Source organism: Streptomyces sp. NPDC044064 (assembly GCF_056434245.1).
This window is the reverse complement of sequence record NZ_JBWKFN010000020.1, coordinates 1-18232: the sequence shown is the minus strand read 5'-3', so window position 1 is coordinate 18232 and position 18232 is coordinate 1. Positions and strand designations below refer to the sequence as shown.

Annotated in this window: 17 protein-coding genes; 9 read left to right on the top strand and 8 right to left on the bottom strand. The window is 72.2% G+C overall.

Annotated features, from left to right (window positions below; translation table 11 throughout):
* Positions 1-53 precede the first annotated feature (53 nt).
* Complete coding sequence (locus AC07DS_RS29270) at positions 54-719, top strand: serine/arginine repetitive matrix protein 2 (RefSeq protein WP_479150053.1); 666 nt, start codon at positions 54-56, stop codon at positions 717-719.
* An 87-nt stretch (positions 720-806) separates the two neighbouring features.
* Here the strand turns inward: AC07DS_RS29270 and AC07DS_RS29265 are convergent, their stop codons facing one another.
* Entirely contained in the window at positions 807-2054 is a 1248-nt protein-coding gene (locus tag AC07DS_RS29265; RefSeq protein WP_479150051.1) for an ROK family protein, read from the bottom strand.
* Between the two features lie 48 nt (positions 2055-2102).
* A complete protein-coding gene (locus AC07DS_RS29260) occupies positions 2103-2753 on the bottom strand; it encodes an alpha-ketoglutarate-dependent dioxygenase AlkB family protein (RefSeq protein WP_479150050.1) in 651 nt (216 codons plus the stop codon).
* Between the two features lie 78 nt (positions 2754-2831).
* Here AC07DS_RS29260 and AC07DS_RS29255 point away from each other — a divergent pair, with 78 nt between their 5' ends.
* The gene (locus AC07DS_RS29255; RefSeq protein ID WP_479150225.1) at positions 2832-3968 is read left to right on the top strand and encodes a methyltransferase; all 1137 of its coding nucleotides are present in this window, start codon (positions 2832-2834) and stop codon (positions 3966-3968) included.
* On the opposite strand, the gene AC07DS_RS29250 is transcribed toward AC07DS_RS29255, so the two are convergent.
* Positions 3965-4825 carry a class II fructose-bisphosphate aldolase gene (locus tag AC07DS_RS29250; RefSeq protein WP_479150048.1) on the bottom strand — a complete coding sequence of 287 codons (861 nt, stop codon included), beginning with the start codon at positions 4823-4825 and terminating at the stop codon, positions 3965-3967. The two genes, AC07DS_RS29255 and AC07DS_RS29250, sit on opposite strands and share 4 nt — an antisense overlap.
* Before the next feature lie 26 nt (positions 4826-4851).
* A complete protein-coding gene (locus AC07DS_RS29245) occupies positions 4852-5733 on the bottom strand; it encodes an SIS domain-containing protein (RefSeq protein WP_479150046.1) in 882 nt (293 codons plus the stop codon).
* Between the two features lie 123 nt (positions 5734-5856).
* On the opposite strand from AC07DS_RS29245, the gene AC07DS_RS29240 reads away from it, so the two are divergent.
* A complete protein-coding gene (locus AC07DS_RS29240; RefSeq protein ID WP_479150044.1) occupies positions 5857-6636 on the top strand; it encodes a DeoR/GlpR family DNA-binding transcription regulator in 780 nt (259 codons plus the stop codon).
* Between the two features lies 1 nt (position 6637).
* Here the strand turns inward: AC07DS_RS29240 and AC07DS_RS29235 are convergent, their stop codons facing one another.
* The gene (locus AC07DS_RS29235) at positions 6638-7033 is read right to left on the bottom strand and encodes a luciferase domain-containing protein (RefSeq protein WP_479150042.1); all 396 of its coding nucleotides are present in this window, start codon (positions 7031-7033) and stop codon (positions 6638-6640) included.
* A 256-nt stretch (positions 7034-7289) separates the two neighbouring features.
* On the bottom strand, positions 7290-8006 hold the full coding sequence (locus AC07DS_RS29230) for a DUF899 domain-containing protein (protein WP_479150041.1): 717 nt from the start codon (positions 8004-8006) through the stop codon (positions 7290-7292).
* Positions 8007-8348: 342 nt separating this feature from the next.
* Between AC07DS_RS29230 and helR the strand changes: the two genes are divergently transcribed.
* The 4 genes from helR to AC07DS_RS29210 all read left to right on the top strand — a co-directional run bounded on the left by helR (position 8349) and on the right by AC07DS_RS29210 (position 14189).
* Positions 8349-10502, top strand: coding sequence for an RNA polymerase recycling motor ATPase HelR (gene helR / locus AC07DS_RS29225; RefSeq protein ID WP_479150039.1), 2154 nt, complete (start codon positions 8349-8351; stop codon positions 10500-10502).
* 209 nt (positions 10503-10711) lie between these two features.
* A complete protein-coding gene (locus tag AC07DS_RS29220) occupies positions 10712-10954 on the top strand; it encodes a hypothetical protein (RefSeq protein ID WP_479150037.1) in 243 nt (80 codons plus the stop codon).
* Positions 10955-11123: 169 nt separating this feature from the next.
* Positions 11124-11660, top strand: a complete 537-nt coding sequence (locus AC07DS_RS29215) for a hypothetical protein (protein WP_479150035.1) — start codon at positions 11124-11126, stop codon at positions 11658-11660.
* 15 nt (positions 11661-11675) lie between these two features.
* A complete protein-coding gene (locus AC07DS_RS29210) occupies positions 11676-14189 on the top strand; it encodes a M48 family metalloprotease (protein ID WP_479150033.1) in 2514 nt (837 codons plus the stop codon).
* Positions 14190-14271: 82 nt separating this feature from the next.
* Here the strand turns inward: AC07DS_RS29210 and AC07DS_RS29205 are convergent, their stop codons facing one another.
* Entirely contained in the window at positions 14272-15276 is a 1005-nt protein-coding gene (locus AC07DS_RS29205) for a LacI family DNA-binding transcriptional regulator (RefSeq protein WP_479150032.1), read from the bottom strand.
* Positions 15277-15399: 123 nt separating this feature from the next.
* Here AC07DS_RS29205 and AC07DS_RS29200 point away from each other — a divergent pair, with 123 nt between their 5' ends.
* Entirely contained in the window at positions 15400-16140 is a 741-nt protein-coding gene (locus tag AC07DS_RS29200) for a maleylpyruvate isomerase family mycothiol-dependent enzyme (protein WP_479150030.1), read from the top strand.
* A 7-nt stretch (positions 16141-16147) separates the two neighbouring features.
* Here the strand turns inward: AC07DS_RS29200 and AC07DS_RS29195 are convergent, their stop codons facing one another.
* Positions 16148-16546 (bottom strand): MarR family winged helix-turn-helix transcriptional regulator, encoded by a 399-nt coding sequence (locus AC07DS_RS29195; RefSeq protein WP_479150028.1) that lies wholly within the window; start codon positions 16544-16546, stop codon positions 16148-16150.
* Between the two features lie 85 nt (positions 16547-16631).
* Between AC07DS_RS29195 and AC07DS_RS29190 the strand changes: the two genes are divergently transcribed.
* Positions 16632-18122 carry an MFS transporter gene (locus tag AC07DS_RS29190; RefSeq protein WP_479150026.1) on the top strand — a complete coding sequence of 497 codons (1491 nt, stop codon included), beginning with the start codon at positions 16632-16634 and terminating at the stop codon, positions 18120-18122.
* Positions 18123-18232: the final 110 nt, after the last annotated feature.

Sequence of the window (18232 nt, the reverse complement as noted above, 5' to 3'; positions counted from 1 at the left end):
CGGGCGAGTTTCACCGGTCCCGGGTCACGGCACATCCCGTACGATGCGCTGTCGTGGCAATACAGAATCCCTGGGGAGCACCGTACGGCAGCCCGCAGCCGCCGCCGAACATCCCGGCAAAGGACTTGCGCCCGCGGCGCATCTGGTACGTGGTGGCTGCACTGCTCGGGCTGGTACTGGCCGGTGTCGGCGTCGCCTTCATCGTGGTGACGGTGAAGAACACGGTGGACTCGGTCAACGCCGCCCGGAGCTTCTCCGGCGGAGACTCCCGGAGCTTCGACTTCGTCCACGGGAAGACCGAGGCGATCTACGTCTCCCAGTCCGGGCAGGGTCACGTCCAGTGCCGGATCCCGGGCATGGAGTCCGGGGCGATGACCCAGCCGGACAGCACCTTCCACGTCACCATCGGGTCCCGCACCTGGGAGCTCGCCTTCGAGGTGAATCCCACGAGCAGCGGCAAGTACACGGTCACGTGCACCTCGGACCAGCCGGCCGAGTTCGCGCTGGGAGACAAGCCCCGGGTGGGCGCCACCATCGGCGGCATCGCCGCGGGGGTCGTCTGCTTCCTCGCCGCGTTCGCCACCTCCGTGACCATCGTCGTCGTCACCGCCGTCCGGCGCAGCCGCCACCGTCGACGACTCACCACGATGTGGGCCCCGCCGCCGCAGTGGGGCGCACCGCCCTACGGCCCCAACCCGGGGCCACCGCCCACTGTCTGAGCCGGCCCAGGGAGCGCTCGACGGCGTTGCACCGCTCGTCGGTGTCGCGGGTGACGGCGAGGGCCGGTGCCGTCACGGCCCTTGCTTCTAGGCGCCCCCGGCCAGTGCCCCCAGCGGATCGTCCAGCACCGGCTGCCAGGCCAACTCCGCCGCGCCGACCAGGCTGTTGTGGTCCAGGGTGCAGGGCAGGATGGGGACGCCGCCGCTCTGGCCCCACAGGCTGCGGTCGGCGACGACCGCGCGCAGCCGTTCGGGGTCGGCGTCGAGCAGGGTGCGGTGCAGGCCGCCGAGGATGATGCGGTCGGGGTTGAGGATGTTGACCAGGCCGGCGAGCCCCAGACCCAGGCGGTCGATCAGGGCCTCGGCCGCGATGCGGACGGTCGGGTCGGCGTACTGGGTGCGGAGCAGGTCGTTGGCCTGCTGGAGCAGGGAGACCTCGGGACCCGGATCGCGGCCCGCCTCCAGCAGGAAGGCCAGCGGGTCCGCCTCGACGTCCAGGCAGCCCCGGCCGCCGCAGTGGCAGGGGCGGCCCTCCGGATTGACCGTGAGGTGACCGACCTCCAGGGCCAGGCCCGAACTGCCCGTGTGGAGGCGGCCGTCGAGGACCAGTGCCCCGCCGACGCCCCGGTGCCCGGTGGCCACGCACAGCAGGTCCCGCGCGCCCCGGCCCGCGCCGTGCCGGTGTTCGGCGAGCGCGGCGAGGTTGACGTCGTTGCCCGCGAAGGCAGGGCCGGTGATGCCCGCGGCGCGGACGCACTCGTCGAAGATCCGGCGGACCGGTGCGCCCACCGGCCAGGCCAGGTGGAGGGGGTTGAGGGCCAGGCCATCGGGTTCGGCAACAGCGGAGGGGACCGCGAGTCCGGCGCCGACGCAGCGGCGGCCCGTCGTGCGGAGGAGTTCCGCGCCGGCCTCCACCACGGAGCCCAGCACCTTCGCCGGGTCGGCGTCGACGGTCTCGCAGCCCGGCGCGGTCGCCACGATCCGTCCGCCGATGCCGACCAGCGCGGCCCGGAACCCGTCGGCGTGGACCTGCGCGGCCAGTGCGACCGGGCCGTCCTCGGCGACCTCCAGCCGGTGCGAGGGGCGGCCCTGGCCACCGGCAGCCGCGCCCGGCCGGGCGTCGACCCGGATCAGCCCGAGCGCCTCCAGCTCCGCGGCCACGGCTCCGGCCGTCGCCCGGGTGACACCGAGTTCGGCGGTCAGCACGGCCCGGGTCGGTGCCCGCCCTGTGTGCACGAGCTCCAGCGCGGGTCCGAGCGCTCCGCGCCCCCGGTCCAGCCGCACCCTCGAGGTGGTCCCTTCCCCCGCCGTCCGGGGGTCCGCCTTGCCGCTCATGGGGGTGAGTCTCCCATGATCCGCAGCTGTGGGGGCCGGTGCGGCGATCTACAGCCCGCTCACCCGCAGGGTGATGTTCAGCCGCCCGGCGAGACCCAGTTCCGGCGGCGCCGAGCCGGGGTGCACGCGGGGCACGCCGTGGTGGGCGAGCCGGGCGGGTCCGCCGAAGACGAACAGGTCGCCGCTGCGCAGCTCCACGTCGGTGTACGGCTTCGTACGGGTCTGCGTGTTGCCGAAGCGGAAGACGCAGGTGTCGCCGAGGCTCAGCGACACCACCGGCGCGTCGGACCTCTCGTCGGCGTCACGGTGCATGCCCATGCGGGCGGTGCCGTCGTAGAAGTTGATCAGCGCGATGTCGTACGGCTCGGCCGGGACCGCCTGCGGGCCGAGCGCGTCGGCCACCGCGTGGCGGCCCAGCTCGTCCAGCCAGGCCGGGAACGGCTTCACGGGGGCGCCGTCGCCGTCGACGACCGTGCGGGCGTAGGCGTACGGGTACCAGTGCCGGCCCAGGCAGACCTGCCGGGCGGTCATCGTGCCGCCGCCGGGCGTGCGGACCGTGCGCAGCCCGGCCGGGGGGCGCGCCCAGTCACGGCAGGCGGTCAGCAGCGCGCGCTGCCGCTCGGCGTCGAGCCAGTGCGGGACGTGCACGGCGCCCGGTGCGACCTCGGCCCGCTCCCGGGGAAACAGTTCCACGTCCATGCGCTCCATCCTGCCTGAGCCCCGTCCGACCTGCCCTGAGCTGCGGCTCGGCTAGCCTGGGGAGCGATGAACGACCGTATGACGACTCCGTGGGGCGAGTTCGAGCTGTCCCGCTTCCCCGAGGACCCCCGCGACCGGCTGCGAGCCTGGGACGCCTCCGACGCGTACCTCCTGCGGCACCTTGCCGAGGAGGGAGTGCCGCTCACGGGCACGGTCGTGGTGGTCGGCGACCGCTGGGGCGCACTCGTGACGGCGCTCGCGCGGCACCGGCCGACGCAGATCACCGACTCCTTCCTGAGCCAGGAGGCGACCCGGGCGAACCTGGCCCGGGCCGGGGCCGAGCCCGGTGCCGTGGGCCTGCTCACCACGCAGGACCCGCCACCGGAGCGGGTGGACGTGCTGCTGGTGCGCGTGCCGAAGAGCCTGGCGCTGCTGGAGGACCAGCTGCTGCGGCTGGCTCCCGCGGTGCACGCGGGGACGGTGGTCGTCGGCACCGGGATGGTGAAGGAGATCCACACTTCCACGCTGCAGCTGTTCGAGCGGATCCTCGGGCCGACCCGTACCTCTCTCGCGCGGCAGAAGGCCCGGCTGATCTTCTGCACCCCGGACCCGGCCCTGGAGCGGCCCGCGAACCGCTGGCCGTACAGCTACGCGCTCCCGGAGGGTGTCGGCACGGTCTCCGGGCGGACGGTCGTCAACCACGCGGGTGTCTTCTGCGCCGACCGGCTCGACATCGGCACGCGGTTCTTCCTGGAGCATCTGCCGGCCGGGACGGGCGGCGGGCGCGTGGTGGACCTCGGCTGCGGCAACGGCGTGGTCGGTACGGCGGTGGCGGTGGCCGATCCGCAGGCCGAAGTGCTGTTCGTGGACGAGTCGTTCCAGGCCGTGGCCTCGGCGGAGGCGACGTACAAGGCCAACGGGGTGCCCGGGCACGCCGAGTTCCGGGTCGGGGACGGGCTGGCCGGTGTGGCGCCCGGCAGCGTGGACCTCGTGCTGAACAACCCGCCGTTCCACTCGCACCAGGCGACGACCGACGCGACGGCGTGGCGGATGTTCGCCGGGGCGAAGCGGGCGCTGCGCCCCGGCGGTGAGCTGTGGGTGATCGGCAACCGGCACCTGGGCTACCACGTCACGCTGAAGCGGCTGTTCGGGAACAGCCGGCTGGTGGCGAGCGACCCGAAGTTCGTGGTGCTGAAGGCCGTCAAGCGGGGCTAGCGCCGGACTCGGCCCAGGACGCCGATGATGCGGGCGACCTCCCGGGCCATCGCCTCCCTGCCCACGCTGAGGTACTTGCGTGAGTCGACGGCCTCCGGGTGGGCGGCGAGAAAGGCCCGGATGGCGCCGGTCATGGCCGCGTTGAGGGCGGTGCCGACGTTGACCTTGGCGATGCCGCCCGCGACGGCGGCGACCAGGCCCTCGTCGGGCACGCCCGAGGACCCGTGCAGGACCAGCGGGACGGTCAGCGCGGCGGAGAGCCGTTGCAGGAGGCCGTGGTCGAGGGCGGCGGTGCGGGTGGTCATGGCGTGCACACTGCCGACGGCCACGGCGAGGGCGTCGACCTCGGTGCCGTTGACGAAGTCGCCCGCCTGGTCGGGATCGGTACGGGCACCGGGCGCGTGGGCGTCCAGCGGAGGCCGGCCGTCCTTGCCGCCGACCTGCCCCAGCTCGGCCTCGATCCACAGCCCCTGGGTGTGCGCCCAGTCGGCGGCGGCCCGGGTCGCGGCGAGGTTCCCGGCGTAGGGCAGGCGGGCGGCGTCGTACATCACCGAGCTGAACCCGGCGTCGGGCGCCTGGCGCAGCAGGTCGTCGCTCTGCACGTGGTCGAGGTGCAACGCGACGGGAATGTCGGCGCGTTCGGCAGCGGCGACGGCGGCGCGGGCGAGTGGCAGGAGCCGTCCGTAGCGGAACTTGACGGCGTTCTCGCTGACTTGGAGGACCACGGGTGCGCCGGCGGACTCGGCGCCCGCGATGACGGCTTCGACGTGTTCCAGAGTGATGATGTTGAAGGCGGCGACGGCGGAGCGGGCTTCGGCGGCACGGCTGACCAGCTCGCCGGTGGTCGCTAGGGGCACGGCTTGACTCCCTTCCGGGGCGCGGGTCAGTCGGCGAGGATCACCGAGCGGGTGAGGTGGCGCGGCCGGTCGGGGTCGAGGCCGCGGTGGGCGGCGACGGCCACCGCGAGGCGCTGGACGCGGACGAGTTCGGCGAGCGGGTCGAGCGCTGCCTCGACCCAGAGGGCTCCCGTGCCACGCACCTGCTCGGCGAGTCCGGCGGGGGCTTCGTCGAGCATCCAGGTCGCGGTGCCCTCGGTGGTGACGCTGATCGGGCCGTGCCGGTACTCCATCGCCGGGTAGGCCTCGGTCCAGGACAGGGAGGCCTCCCGCATCTTCAGGCCGGCCTCGTTCGCGAGCCCGACGGTCCAGCCGCGACCCAGGAAGGTGAACTGGGTGCAGTCCACGAGCCCTTCGGGCAAGGAAGAGGTGAGGGCGGTACGGGCGTCGGCGACGACGGCGCCGGTGTGCAGGCCCAGGTGGACGCGCAGGAGGGTGAGGGCGGTGGTGGCGAACCGGGTCTGGACGACGGAGCGTTCGTCGGCGAAGTCCAGCACGACGAGGTCGTCCGCGGCCGTCATCACGGGGGTGGCGGGGTCGGCGGTGAGGGCCGTTGTCCGCGTGCGGCCCCTCAACCGCCCGAGCAGCTCAAGGACTTCGGTGGTGGTGCCGGAGCGGGTGAGGGCGACGACCCGGTCGTACGACCGCCCGAGCGGGAACTCGGAGGCGGCGAACGCGTCCGTCTCCCCCTGCCCCGCGGCCTCGCGCAGGGCGGCCACCGCCTGCGCCATGAAGTACGACGTCCCGCACCCGACGACGGCGACCCGCTCCCCCGCGCCCGGCAGCGCTCCGGCGTGCCGCCCCGCCTCCTCGGCCGCCCGTATCCAGCACTCGGGCTGGCTGTTCAGCTCGTCCTCGACATGGCTCATGCCACACCCTCCCCTTGCTGATTGTTCCTGCAAGATATAGCGAGCTTTCGAGCACAATCAAGCATTCGAGCGCAGGCGGAGGTGCGCTAGGGTCGCCGGAGAGACAGAGAACGGAGGCTGCGGATGTCCCGGGACGCCCGCTGGAAGGCGCTGCTGGAACTGCTCGTCGAGCGCGGCCGGCTGGAGGTCGAGGAGGCGGCTGCCGAACTGGAGGTGTCGGCGGCGACGATCCGCCGGGACTTCGACCAGCTCGCCGAGCAGCAGATGCTGGTGCGCACCCGGGGCGGGGCGGTGGTGCACGGGGTGTCGTACGAACTGCCCCTGCGCTACAAGACGGCCCGCCGCGCCTCCGAGAAGCAGCGGATCGCCAAGGCGGTGGCGGATCTCGTGACGCCGGGCGAGGCGGTGGGGCTGACCGGCGGCACGACCACCACGGAGGTGGCCCGCGCGCTGGCCGTCCGTGGCGACCTCGGCACCGGTTCACCGGCGCTGACCATCGTCACGAACGCCCTCAACATCGCCAACGAGCTCGCGGTACGACCGCAGTTCAAGATCGTGGTGACCGGTGGGGTCGCGCGCCCGCAGTCGTACGAACTCATCGGCCCGCTCGCGGACGGCGTGCTCGGTCAGATCACGCTCGACGTCGCCGTCCTCGGTGTGGTCGCGTTCGACGTCACGCACGGCGCGGCGGCACACGACGAGGCGGAGGCGGCGATCAACCGGCTGCTGTGCGAGCGCGCCGAGCGGGTGATCGTGGCCGCGGACTCCAGCAAGCTCGGCCAGCGGGCGTTCGCCCGCATCTGCGCGGCGGAACTGGTGGACACGCTCGTCACCGACACGGCGGTGGGGCAGGACACCGTGCGCCGCTTCGAGGAGGCGGGCATCCGCGTCCTCGCGGTGTGAGTCAGAAGCCGCTGCGGTCGGCGCTCACGAAACCCGCGCCGCGCTGGTCGTTGCAGCCGGCCGCCGCCCGGTCGACCGGGTCGGGCCAGGCCTCCTGGGCCCGGAGCGCCATGCTCACGAGGGTCAGCAGCAGGTCGACGTCGCTCGCGGCGTCGAGCCTGAGGGTCACCCACTGCGAGCCCGGCACGATCCGGATGGCGCCCGTGTGTTTCAGGTCCCGGGCGAACCGCCGGATGGCCCGGGCGGTCAGCCGTAGATCGACATCACGGTCGGAGTGGAAGTGGGCGATCTCGCCCTGGGCCGAACACACGGCCTGTCCCAGACCGCAGCTCGGGACGGCCGGTCTCAGGTCCGGCCAGGTCGCCAGTTGCGCGAGCGCGCGCGAGGCCAACGTCATGGGCCCATCATGGCCTGCTCACCCGCCCGCAACCAGCTCGTGAGCAAGCATTAACCGACCTGTTTCCATGACCGCTTCGGACACTCCCGGACGTGCCCGCATCGCGAACAGGGCCTTCCGGACACCTGGTTGACCCCGTCAGACCGCACGCGGAGCCGGAAATCATCCCTGGTCAGAGGCGCTTCCTGGGCAGACTCCACCTATCGGATTCGGTATGACGAACAGCCTCACGTGTGACAAACCCGTGCGCCTGTTCTCATTCTTCGGAACCTCGGCGGGTGATGGCCAGCCACTCCGGCGCCTGCTCGGGGGCGCCGTAGTTGTCGTGCCAGTTCCACCATTCGTACGGCGGGGTCTGGGGATAGCCCTCGGGCGAGTCCTCCCAGGTCTCCTGCCGGCCGAGCGCGGTCATGTCGAGATAGCTCCAGGTGCTCCCCATCGCCTCGTCACCGCGGGAGTTGATGAAGTAGGTGCGGAACACGTTGTCGTCGGCGTGGATGAAGGCGTTCGTGCCGTGCCACTCGTCCACACCGAAGTCGGCGTCGAAGCCGTCGGTCAGCGAGTACCAGGGAATCGTCCAGCCCATCCGCTCCTTGACCCGCGCGATGTCCGGCTGGGGTGCGCGCGAGACGAAGACAAGAGTGGTGCCGCGGGCGTTCAGATGAGCCAGGTTGCCCACGTGGTCGGCCACCATGGAGCAGCCACGGCAGGCGTGCTCCGGCCAGCCGAACACGCCGGGCTCGAAGAAGGCACGGTAGACGATCAGCTGACGGCGGCCGGCGAACAGGTCGAGCAGACCCGCCGAGCCGTCGGGTCCGTCGAACTCGTACTTCTTCTCCACGGCCGTCCACGGCATCCGCCGGCGCCTGGCGGCCAGTGCGTCACGGGCACGGGTCAGCTGCTTCTCCTCCACCAGCAGCTGCCGGCGCGCGACCTCCCACTCTTCCGGCGAGACGATCGGAGGTGTCTTCATGGTGGCGTTCACCTTCCAGGGGTGACCGGGCGCCACTGCACGCCCCGTCTCTCCAGGGTCGAACGCCAGCGACGCGTTCGCATCTCCGGCACGGTGAGGGCGGCAAGGCGGGGGCTCTTCGTCTCGCGGCCGGGCCTGTCCATCCGCGGCGGGCGAGGAAGGCAGGGAGGAACACCCACTCCTTGCCACTCTCAACGTATAGCGCACCGGGGGGCTTGCGGCAAGGCCCCGGTCGTGGCGCAGAATCGCTGGCCGAGGCCACAACCTGCGGAAACGGGAGATTCACAGAGTATGCGTGCTTTTGCCGAGACCGGAGCTGGCGCCGAGGTCGGAGCTAGTGCCATGACCCCCCTGACCACCAGCGCTTTCGACCTTCCCGACCGGCTCGCCCCCAAGGCCGACCCGACACTGATCGCCGGCGACGAACAGCACTTCGCGGCCATCGCGGAGAGTCTCGAGCGGGCCATCGCCGAACTGTCCGACCAGCTCGACGACTTGCGCAGGGCACCCGGCGGCAAGGGCCGGCAGGCGCTGGACCGGGATCTGGAGATCCACCGGCTGACCGCGCGTCTGCGCACCCTGCGCCGCTTCGGGCTGGACCTGTGCCTCGGACGCATCGTCAGCGCGGACACCCCCGAGCCCGTGTACATCGGACGACTCGGGCTCACCGACAGCGCGGGCCGTCGGCTGCTGCTCGACTGGCGCTCCCCCGCGGCCGAGCCGTTCTTCGCGGCGACCCACGCCGACCCGATGGGGCTGGCGAGCCGCCGCAGGTATCGCTGGACCGACGGCCGGGTCGGCGACTACTGGGACGAGGTGTTCGCCGCCGACGGGCTCGAAGGGCATGCCGCGCTCGACGACCAGTCGGCCTTCATCGCGAGCCTGGGCAGCACCCGGTCGGCCCGGATGCGGGACGTGCTCGCCACCATCCAGGCCGACCAGGACGCGATCATCCGGGCGGGCTCCCGCGGCGCCCTGGTCGTCGACGGCGGTCCGGGTACGGGGAAGACCGTGGTCGCTCTGCACCGCACCGCACACCTCCTCTACTCCGACCCTCGCCTCGGTCACCGTCGCGGCGGTGTGCTCTTCGTCGGTCCGCACCAGCCGTATCTGAACTACGTCGCCGACGTTCTGCCCAGCCTCGGTGAGGAGGGTGTGCAGACCTGCACCCTGCGGGACCTGGTCACCGAGGGAGCCGGAGCTGCGGTCGAGACCGACCCGGACGTGGCACGGCTGAAGTCGTCCGCGGACATGGTGAAGGCCGTCGAGACGGCCGTCAGGTTCTACGAGGAACCACCCGGCGAGGGGATGACGGTCACCACCGACTGGGCCGACGTCCGGCTGAGCGCGGACGACTGGGCCGAGGCGTTCGAAACAGGCGGAGCGGGTACCGCGCACAACGAGGCACGTGACCAGATCTTCGACGAGCTGGTCTCGATCCTGCTCGACAGGCTCGGCCGCGAGGACGTCACGCCCGACCAGCTCCGCACGGTGCTGCGGCGCGACAAGGAACTGGTCACCACCCTTCACCGGGCCTGGCCGCTGCTCGAAGCGGCCGACCTGGTCGGGGACTTGTGGTCGGTGCCCGCCTACCTGCGCATGTGCGCGCCCCGGCTCGGCCCCGACGACGTGCGCAAGCTGCAGCGCAAGGACGCACCCCAGGCCTGGACGGTGTCCGACCTGCCGCTCCTGGACGCCGCACGGCAGCGGCTCGGGGACCCGGAGGCGGCGCGGCGCAAGCGTCGGCAGGAAGCCGCTCTCGCCGCCCAGGGCGAGCGCATGGCCCAGGTCGTCGACAACCTGATCGCGGCCGATGACGACGGCGAAGGCCTCATGACCCAGCTGCGCCGGGAGGACTTCCGGCGCAATCTGGTCGACGAGTCCGAACTGCCCGCCCACGATCCGGACCTGCTCGCGGGACCGTTCGCGCACATCGTCGTGGACGAGGCCCAGGAACTGACCGACGCGGAGTGGCAGATGCTGCTGCTGCGCTGCCCGTCCCGGAGCTTCACCGTCGTCGGGGACCGCGCGCAGGCCAGGAACGGGTTCACGGAGTCGTGGCGGGAACGGCTCGAACGCATCGGACTCGACCGGATCGACGTGGCATCCCTGAGCATCAACTACCGCACACCGGAGGAGGTCATGGCCGAGGCCGAGCCGGTCGTCCGGGCCGCGCTCCCGGACGCCAACGTGCCGGTCTCCGTGCGCAGCAGCGGCGTTCCCGTCGCCCATGGATCCGTCGCGGACCTGGACTCGGTCCTCGGTGCCTGGCTCGCCGAGCACGCCGACGGGGTCGCCTGCGTCATCGGCGATCCCGCGTTCCGGGAGACGTCCCGGGTCCGGTCGCTCACCCCGGAGCTGTCGAAGGGCCTCGAGTTCGACCTGGTCGTCCTCGTCGATCCCGGGAACTTCGGCCAGGGCGTGGAAGGAGCGGTGGACCGCTATGTCGCGATGACCCGGGCGACCCAGCGACTCGTCGTCCTCACCAGCTCCTGACGTCGGCCGCGGAGGCGGGCATGCGGTGCGACGTGAAGATCGCCTTCGAGGCCGGCCGTGCCGCGCCGGCCCGGCCGCTGTGACGAGGGGTGCCGGGCCCTCCTCCCGGCCATGGACCGGCACCCCCACCCACCTGCGTTTATGTCGCGAACGAACAAAACCTGGACGCCCAGCGCGAACACACCGCGAAGCGCGCTTAGTATCCGGTCATGGCAGACATCTCGGACGAATTGATCAGGCTGGAATGTTTCGCCGAAGAGGAGCGGGCCAGACTGGCCGGCCTGACCGGCGACGAGTACGACGAGCAGTGGCGCCGCTGGCGCACGGCATCGCAGGCCGTACAAGCGGCGATCACCGCGCACGCCGAAGCGACCGAGGCGAGCCGGTACGAGGTGGAACAGGCGGTGAAGTGTGCGGTGCGGCAGGCACAGGAGGATCCGGCTGTCGAGTAGTGCGCGCCATGCGCCCCCGAGTACCACCGTGCGCGCCCAGCGCTGTGAGGCGATCTGTTTCGGTCGGCGGCGCCGGACTCGATAATGACCGTGACGCCATGCGTGGGTCACGGACGGGGGAGGAACTGTGGCGCGCAGAAGGGCACTCGAAGGCGTACCCCATCGAGCAGTGATCACGGAGGTCGCCAGGGACGTGATCGAGGAGATGGCCCCGGACGAAGTGCCGCTGTTCTCGGTGCTCAGCCGGGCGTACTTCGCCGATCCCCGACGGGCGGTGTCCGGGAAGGGGTCGCGGAAGTCGCCTCTCGGGTTCGGATCCGAGGCGGTCGAACTCGTCCTGACGCCCGTCGTCCTGGCCGCCACGGCCAAGGCCGTCGAGTGCCTGGCCGAGATCTTGCTCAAGCGCACCACGGGGGAAGGCACCACCGCGGCCCTGCGGCGGATGTTCCGTGTCGGACAGCGCTCCCCGGACGGGCCTGGACCGGATGACTCCGCCGAGTGCACTTCCTCCGGATCCTCCGAAGCCGACGTCGAAGCCGAAACCGTCGCCATCGCCGTCGCCGTCGAACTGCGGCAGGAGGACATCGAACGGCTCAGGCACGTGGTGGAAAGCACCCTCCACGACTGTGGGACCGCTCCGGAGACCTCCCGTCTCATAGCCGACGCGATCATCGGCCGGTGCCGTGCTCCACGGCCGGCCGCCTAGCACCGCGGAAGCGCCATGACCACGGCCGGGAAAGCCTTCACCGGGCGGCGCGACGGACAGCGGGCGTCAGGGGTCCCCGGCGGCACGACCAGCCGGTTCGTCCTCCTGATCGCGGCCGTGACCGCGGGCGGGCTGTATGTCTTCCTTCAGGCCTACTTCCTCGTCCCGCAGAACGCGGAATTCTTCTTCGGCACATTCAGCCGGTGCTTCGGGGACCCGCGGATCGCGCTCCCGGAGCAGACCGACCACGGCTACCAGGAGTCGCGGCGCCTGTTGGCGGTCTGTCAGCAGCCCGCCTTCGTCGACCAGGCGCAGTGGGTCGGCATCGGGTTCCTGCTGCTGTGCGGAGTGGCGTCGGCCTGTTACCTGTCGCACCCCTGGTGGGTGACCCGCGACAGGTGCGAGAGGTTTCCGGTGCTGCCGAGCCTGCGCTCGCGCGAGCTGTGGCAGTTCCCGTCGAAGGACGAACCCGACGAGCGGGAGATCGCGGAGTATCTCGACCAGTTGTGCCGCACGGTCGGCGTCCGACCTGCGCCCGTCTGGCTGCTGGACGCCCGGGCGGATTCGCGGAACGGGCTCGCCTTCGGAGTGCCGTGGCGACGACGCGTCATCATCGACAGAGGTCTGGTGAAGCTTTTCCGCAGCGATCGCGACACGTTCCGCGCCGTGATCCTGCACGAGCTGGCGCACCTGCGCAGTCGCGACGTGGACAAGACCTATCTGGCTTTCGGAATCGGGTGGGCCTTCCTGATCGTCGCGGTGCTGCCCTTCGGGGCCCTGTCCCTGCACAGTGCGATGTCCGGCGGGTCACCCGTGGTCCCTCAGGGCGCCGTGCGGTATCTCGCGGACATGCCGCACGCCCTGGGGCTGGCGGCCGCTCTCACCCTGCTCGTCCACCTCGTGCGGAACTCGGTCCTGCGAGCCCGCGAGGTGCATGCCGACGCCACGGCCGCGGCGCAGATCGGGCACGAGGGGGCAGCGGCGATCCGCCGGGCGCTACAGGACCGGCCCGCCTCCGGCCGAAGCTCCGCACGCGGCGCCGTTGCCCGGCTCACGGGCCGGCTCGGGTACTGGCCGACGCCCGATTTGCGGGATCGCGTCCTGCGCGAACCGGCCCTGCTCACCCGCCCGACGGTGTGGGAGATGCTGGGCGCCGGAGTCGTGGCAGGCGTCTTCACAGCCAGTGCCGATGACCTGGTGGGCACACTGTTCCGCCTGCTCTGGGGCAAGCTCAACACCATTGCGGGTGATCTGACGGTCGGCTGCGCCATCGGCGCCGGACTCACGGGAGTGCTCGCCGCGGCCGTGTGGCGCACCGTCGCGGCGTCCGGCCAGGCACCCCGCTCCCCCTGGGCCACATGGCCGGTGCTTCCCGCCGGGGTCGTCGGAGGGTTTCTCGCCGGAGCCAGCCTGCCTCTGATCACGGACGGAAGCGAGTTACCTGCCACCACGCTAGAGGTCCAGGGCTTTGCATGGCTGCTGAGAACGGGACCGGTGCTGCTGGCCGGGGCCGTGTGCGTCGCGGTCTGGCTCGTCTCTGCGGCGCGCGCCCTGCTCCCTCGGACTCGCGGCCGGCGAGCCCTTTACTCGGTGGTGGCCACGTCCGTCGTCTCCTTCGCCCCGTGGTTCGCCGTCTGGTACTCCGTCCGGCGCATCGGCGAAAGCGACGGATTCCAGCCGGTCCTGGGGGACGCCCCGGACATCGGCTCCTCGATCGGCTGGTACACGGCTCTCAGCCGCTGGACGGGCTTCACGTGGCAGCCGCTCACCGTGCAGGGGCACCTCCCGTCCGCGCTGGTGGGCCTGATGCTGCTCTGGCTCGTACCGCTCGTCCTGTTCCTGGTCCCGGGCAACGCGAGCGGAACCGGCGCGGACGTCCGGCCACGGATCAGGGCGGCTCTGCTCGTGGGCCTGGCCGGAGGGATCTCGGTCATCGGCGCGGGCGCGGCCATGCCGTTCCTCGCGCGGACCGCACTGCCGCCCGCTGTCCTGCACTATTCCGGAACGCAGTACGACACGGGGTTCCCGACCGTCTACTGGCACACCTACATCGCCCTCGCGTGCCTCGCCCAGGGTGCCGTGGCCCTGGTGATCGCGGCAGTCGTCCCGAGGCACCGGCCCGCGCTCGTCCTGGCCGGCACGGCAGTGACCGCGCTGGCGGCGGCTCTCGGCCGCGCGTCGGCCTTCGCGGTGGCCGACTGCACCGGCCTCTTCGGGCCGGCGGCCCACCGGTGTTCCGTCCCGTTCGTCCCCGAGGTCCTCGCGGGGGACCTGCGGACCATCGCCCTGCGCGGACTGCTCGCCGTGATTCCCGCAACCCTGCTGGGAGTCGGCGCAAGGGCAATCGCGCGGAGCCGCACCTCCACCCGACGCGATGCGGACACAGCGGTCCGGTCCCGGAAACCTGTCCCGTCCCGTGCCTGGGGACCGGCCACGGCCCTCGTCGTCCTCGTCGCGGCAGGCATCGGCTCAGTGGCTCTGACGTTTCCCGGGGACCAGTACGTCTGGGAGATCTGGCTCAGCGGCTGACATCTCGCGGCCGGACACCCTGCCGCCGTGGGTCAGCCGACCAGCACAGGCAAACCCGCCGGGCAGCCGACCCGCATCCGCGTCAGATCGCCTCTCCCGTGCTCCCCCTGACCACGAGGCGCGGCGCCAGCACGACCTCGCGCGGCTCCTCGCGCCCCTCGTCGAGCCGCTCCACCGCCGCCCGGACCGCGTGCCGTGCCTGGTCCTCCGCGCTCTGGCTGACCGTCGTGAGGTCTACGAGGCTCAGGCGGGAGAGCGCGTCGTCGCCGTAGCCGGCGACCGAGACCCGGCCGGGGACGGCCACGCCCGCGTGGGACAGGGCGGCGAGGACGCCGATGGCGCACTGGTCGTTGTAGGCCACGACGGCGGTGGGGAGTCGGCCCTCGTCGAGCAGCTGCCGGGCCGCGCGCTCCCCGGACCGCTCGGTGCGGTCGCCGGACAGGATCCGGATGTGCTCGGCCAGGCCGTGCCGGCGCATGGCGTCCCGGTAGCCGCGGTGGCGGTCGGTGGCGATGACGCCCTTGCCGCCGTCGACGTGGGCGATGGAGCGGTGCCCGAGGGCGACCAGATGGCCGACGACCTGGCCCACTCCGTCGTCGTCCGCGGTGCGAACGACATCGAGCTGTGCGCCGGGGATACGACGGCCCACGGCGATCACCGGCACCTTGCGGTGCAGGGCGGCGAGGGTGGCGGCGGGGGCGACCGGGCCGAGCAGGATGAGCGCCTCGCTGCGGAAGGCGAGCAGGGTCCCGACGGCGGTCCGCTCGTCGCGCGTACGGGTCTGGGTGCTCAGCACCAGGTCGTAGCCGAACTCCTCCGCCGCGGTGTGCAGATGCTCGACGAGTTCGGCGTGAAAGGGGCTGTGGACGTCGGCCATGACGCCGAGCAGCCGGCTGCGTCTGCTGGCCAGCAGGCCGGCCGTGCGGTCGGCCTGGTAGCCGAGGTCGACGGCGGCCTTCAGAACCCGCTGCCGGGTGCGCTCGCTCGGGCCGGGCACACCGCGCAGGACCAGGGACACCGAGGCGGTGGACAGGCCCACCCGCGCCGCCACGTCCTCCAGCCGGGGGCGGGAACCTGCGTCGGCCACTGATCCTCCTGCTGCGACACCCCTGGCATGTCGGCGAGACCGGTTCGAGAGGACCGGCGTTCAAAGCGCTTTAAAGAGACCGCAGGCACCTTCGGGCATGCTCCATCCGGCACACTCGCCCCCATGGAGACTGCCGAATTCCTCGAGACCCTGGACCGGGAGGGCCGGCTGCTGGCTGCCGCGGCCGAGCTTGCGGGTACGGACGCCAAGGTGCCGACCTGCCCGGAGTGGCAGGTCAAGGACCTGCTGCGGCACACGGGCGCTGTGCACCGCTGGGCCACGGCGTTCGTCGCCGACGCACACACCGCGCCGCGTCCCCTCACCGACGGCCCGGACCTGAACGGCGCCGAACTGGTGGCCTGGTACCGGGACAGCCACCGCCGGCTGGTGGAGACCCTGGCCGCCGCGCCGGACGACCTGGAGTGCTGGACCTTCCACCCGGCACCCTCCCCCTCACCGCTGGCGTTCTGGACCCGGCGGCAGGCGCACGAGACGGCCGTCCACCGTTACGACGCCGAGGCCGCACGGGGCGGTACGGCGTCGCCGATCGCCACTCGGTTCGCGGCCGACGGCATCGACGAGCTGCTGCGCGGCTTCCACGCCCGCCCTCGCAGTCGGGTCCGCACGGAGCAGCCGCGCGTACTGCGGGTGCGGGCGGTGGACGCGGGTGCGGACGCGGTGTGGACCGTGCGGCTGTCGGCGGAGCCGCCCGTGACCTCGCGGGACGGATCCGGGGAGGCGGAGGCCGAACTGGTGGGCCCTGCCGATCAGTTGTACCTGGCTCTGTGGAACCGGACACCCGTACCGGGCGTGACGGGTGATCCCGCTCTCGTCGCGCTGTGGCGGGAGAAGTCCGGGATCTGAGGCCCCGTCAGTCGACGTCCGCCAGCATCCGGGCCAGCACCGCGCGCTGCATCGGCCGCACCTCGCCGTGCAGCGCGCGCCCCTTGACCGTGAGCGCCACGCGCACCCCGCGCCGGTCCTCCGGACACATGGCCCGCTCGACGAGGCCGTCCTTCTCCAGGCGGCCGATCAGCCGGGACAGCGCGCTCTGGCTCAGATGGACCCGCTCCGAGATCTCCTGGACGCGGTAGACGCAGCTGCCGTCCGCCGCCCCGCACTCGGCGAGCAGGTCGAGCACCTCGAAGTCGCTGGCGCACAGGCCGTGTCCGTGCAGGGTCCGGTCCAGCTCGCACTGGGTGCGGGCATGCAGCGCGAGGATGCCCCGCCACTGCTCCACGAGCTCCCGCTCAGCCCTGTTCGCCACCATGCGCGCACCGTAGCAGAGAAACAAGATTGTTGCATCGGAATTAAATGCATTTGCATTCGATGCATGCGCATGTAGTGTCGTCGGCATGACCTCTCCGCTCACCACCCCTGCGGCTCCGTCCCCGACGGTTCGCTGGACTCCCCGGCTGTGGGGCACCCTGCTGGTGCTGTGCGCCGCGATGTTCCTGGACGCGCTCGACGTGTCCATGGTCGGCGTCGCGCTGCCGTCCATCGCCTCCGATCTCCATCTGTCCACGTCGACGCTGCAATGGATCGTCAGCGGCTACATCCTGGGCTACGGCGGCCTGCTCCTCCTCGGCGGCCGCACCGCCGACCTGCTCGGCCGGCGCCAGGTGTTCCTGGTCGCCCTCGGCATCTTCGCGCTCGCCTCGCTGCTCGGCGGACTCGTGGACTCGGGCCCGCTGCTGATCGCCAGCCGCTTCATCAAGGGCCTGAGCGCCGCGTTCACGGCGCCGGCGGGCCTGTCGATCATCACCACGACGTTCCCGGAGGGCCCGCTGCGCAACCGCGCGCTCTCCATCTACACCACCTGCGCCGCCACCGGCTTCTCGATGGGCCTGGTCCTCTCCGGCCTGCTCACCGAGGCCAGCTGGCGCTTCACCATGCTGCTGCCCGCGCCCATCGCGCTGATCGCGCTCGCCGCCGGCCTCAAGCTGCTGCCGCGCAGCGCACGCGAGAAGACCCACGCCGGCTACGACATCCCGGGCGCCGTCATCGGCACCGCGTCGATGCTGCTGCTGGTCTTCACGGTCGTCCAGGCGCCCGAGGCGGGCTGGGCCTCCGCACGGACGCTGCTGTCCTTCCTGGCCGTCGCCGTCCTGCTGACCGCGTTCGTCCTGGTCGAGCGGCGCTCTCCGAGCCCGCTCGTCCGGCTCGGGGTGCTGCGCTCGGGCAGCCAGGTCCGGGCCCAGCTCGGCGCGGTGGCCTTCTTCGGTTCGTACGTCGGGTTCCAGTTCCTGACGACCCTGTACATGCAGTCCCTGCTCGGCTGGTCCGCACTGCACACGGCGCTCGCCTTCCTGCCGGCGGGTGCGCTGGTGGCGGTGTCCTCGACGAAGGTCGGTGCGATCGTCGACCGGTTCGGCACCCCGCGGCTGATCGCGACCGGCTTCGCGCTGATGGTCGTCGGGTACGCGCTGTTCCTGCGCGTCGACCTGGACCCGGTGTACGCGGCCGTCATCCTGCCGTCGATGCTGCTGATCGGCGCGGCCTGCGCGCTGGTCTTCCCCTCGCTCAACATCCAGGCCACCAACGGGGTGGAGGACCACGAGCAGGGCATGGTCTCCGGGCTGCTCAACACCTCGGTGCAGGTGGGCGGGGCGATCTTCCTGGCCGTCGTGACGGCCGTGATGACCGCGGCCGCGCCGGCCGACGCCACCCCGCAGGCCGTCCTCGACAGCTACCGCCCGGGCTTCATGGTCGTCACGGGCATCGCCGCGGCGGGCCTGCTGATCACGCTCACCGGGCTGCGCGGCCGTCCCGCCCAGCCGTCGATCGTGGTCGCCGGATCCACCGCGCGGGAGGCGGAAGCGGAGCGCGTGGCGGTCCGCGACTAGGGGGAACGCCTCCGAGCGTGGGGGGGGGGGGGGGGGGGGGGGGGGGGGGGGGGGGGGGGGGGGGGGGGGGGGGGGGGGGGGGGGGGGGGGGGGGGGGGGGGGGGGGGGGG

Bases quoted from the DNA above. Each gene is read 5' to 3' on its own strand.
- AC07DS_RS29245 (WP_479150046.1), bottom strand. From the start codon at position 5,733: ATGAGCCATGTCGAGGACGAGCTGAACAGCCAGCCCGAGTGCTGGATA.
- AC07DS_RS29240 (WP_479150044.1), top strand. From the start codon at position 5,857: ATGTCCCGGGACGCCCGCTGGAAGGCGCTGCTGGAACTGCTCGTCGAG.
- AC07DS_RS29190 (WP_479150026.1), top strand. From the start codon at position 16,632: ATGACCTCTCCGCTCACCACCCCTGCGGCTCCGTCCCCGACGGTTCGC.
- AC07DS_RS29235 (WP_479150042.1), bottom strand. From the start codon at position 7,033: ATGACGTTGGCCTCGCGCGCGCTCGCGCAACTGGCGACCTGGCCGGAC.
- AC07DS_RS29255 (WP_479150225.1), top strand. From the start codon at position 2,832: ATGACGACTCCGTGGGGCGAGTTCGAGCTGTCCCGCTTCCCCGAGGAC.
- AC07DS_RS29230 (WP_479150041.1), bottom strand. From the start codon at position 8,006: ATGAAGACACCTCCGATCGTCTCGCCGGAAGAGTGGGAGGTCGCGCGC.
- AC07DS_RS29200 (WP_479150030.1), top strand. From the start codon at position 15,400: ATGGAGACTGCCGAATTCCTCGAGACCCTGGACCGGGAGGGCCGGCTG.
- helR (WP_479150039.1), top strand. From the start codon at position 8,349: ATGACCCCCCTGACCACCAGCGCTTTCGACCTTCCCGACCGGCTCGCC.
- AC07DS_RS29220 (WP_479150037.1), top strand. From the start codon at position 10,712: ATGGCAGACATCTCGGACGAATTGATCAGGCTGGAATGTTTCGCCGAA.
- AC07DS_RS29210 (WP_479150033.1), top strand. From the start codon at position 11,676: ATGACCACGGCCGGGAAAGCCTTCACCGGGCGGCGCGACGGACAGCGG.
- AC07DS_RS29260 (WP_479150050.1), bottom strand. From the start codon at position 2,753: ATGGACGTGGAACTGTTTCCCCGGGAGCGGGCCGAGGTCGCACCGGGC.
- AC07DS_RS29265 (WP_479150051.1), bottom strand. From the start codon at position 2,054: ATGAGCGGCAAGGCGGACCCCCGGACGGCGGGGGAAGGGACCACCTCG.
- AC07DS_RS29195 (WP_479150028.1), bottom strand. From the start codon at position 16,546: ATGGTGGCGAACAGGGCTGAGCGGGAGCTCGTGGAGCAGTGGCGGGGC.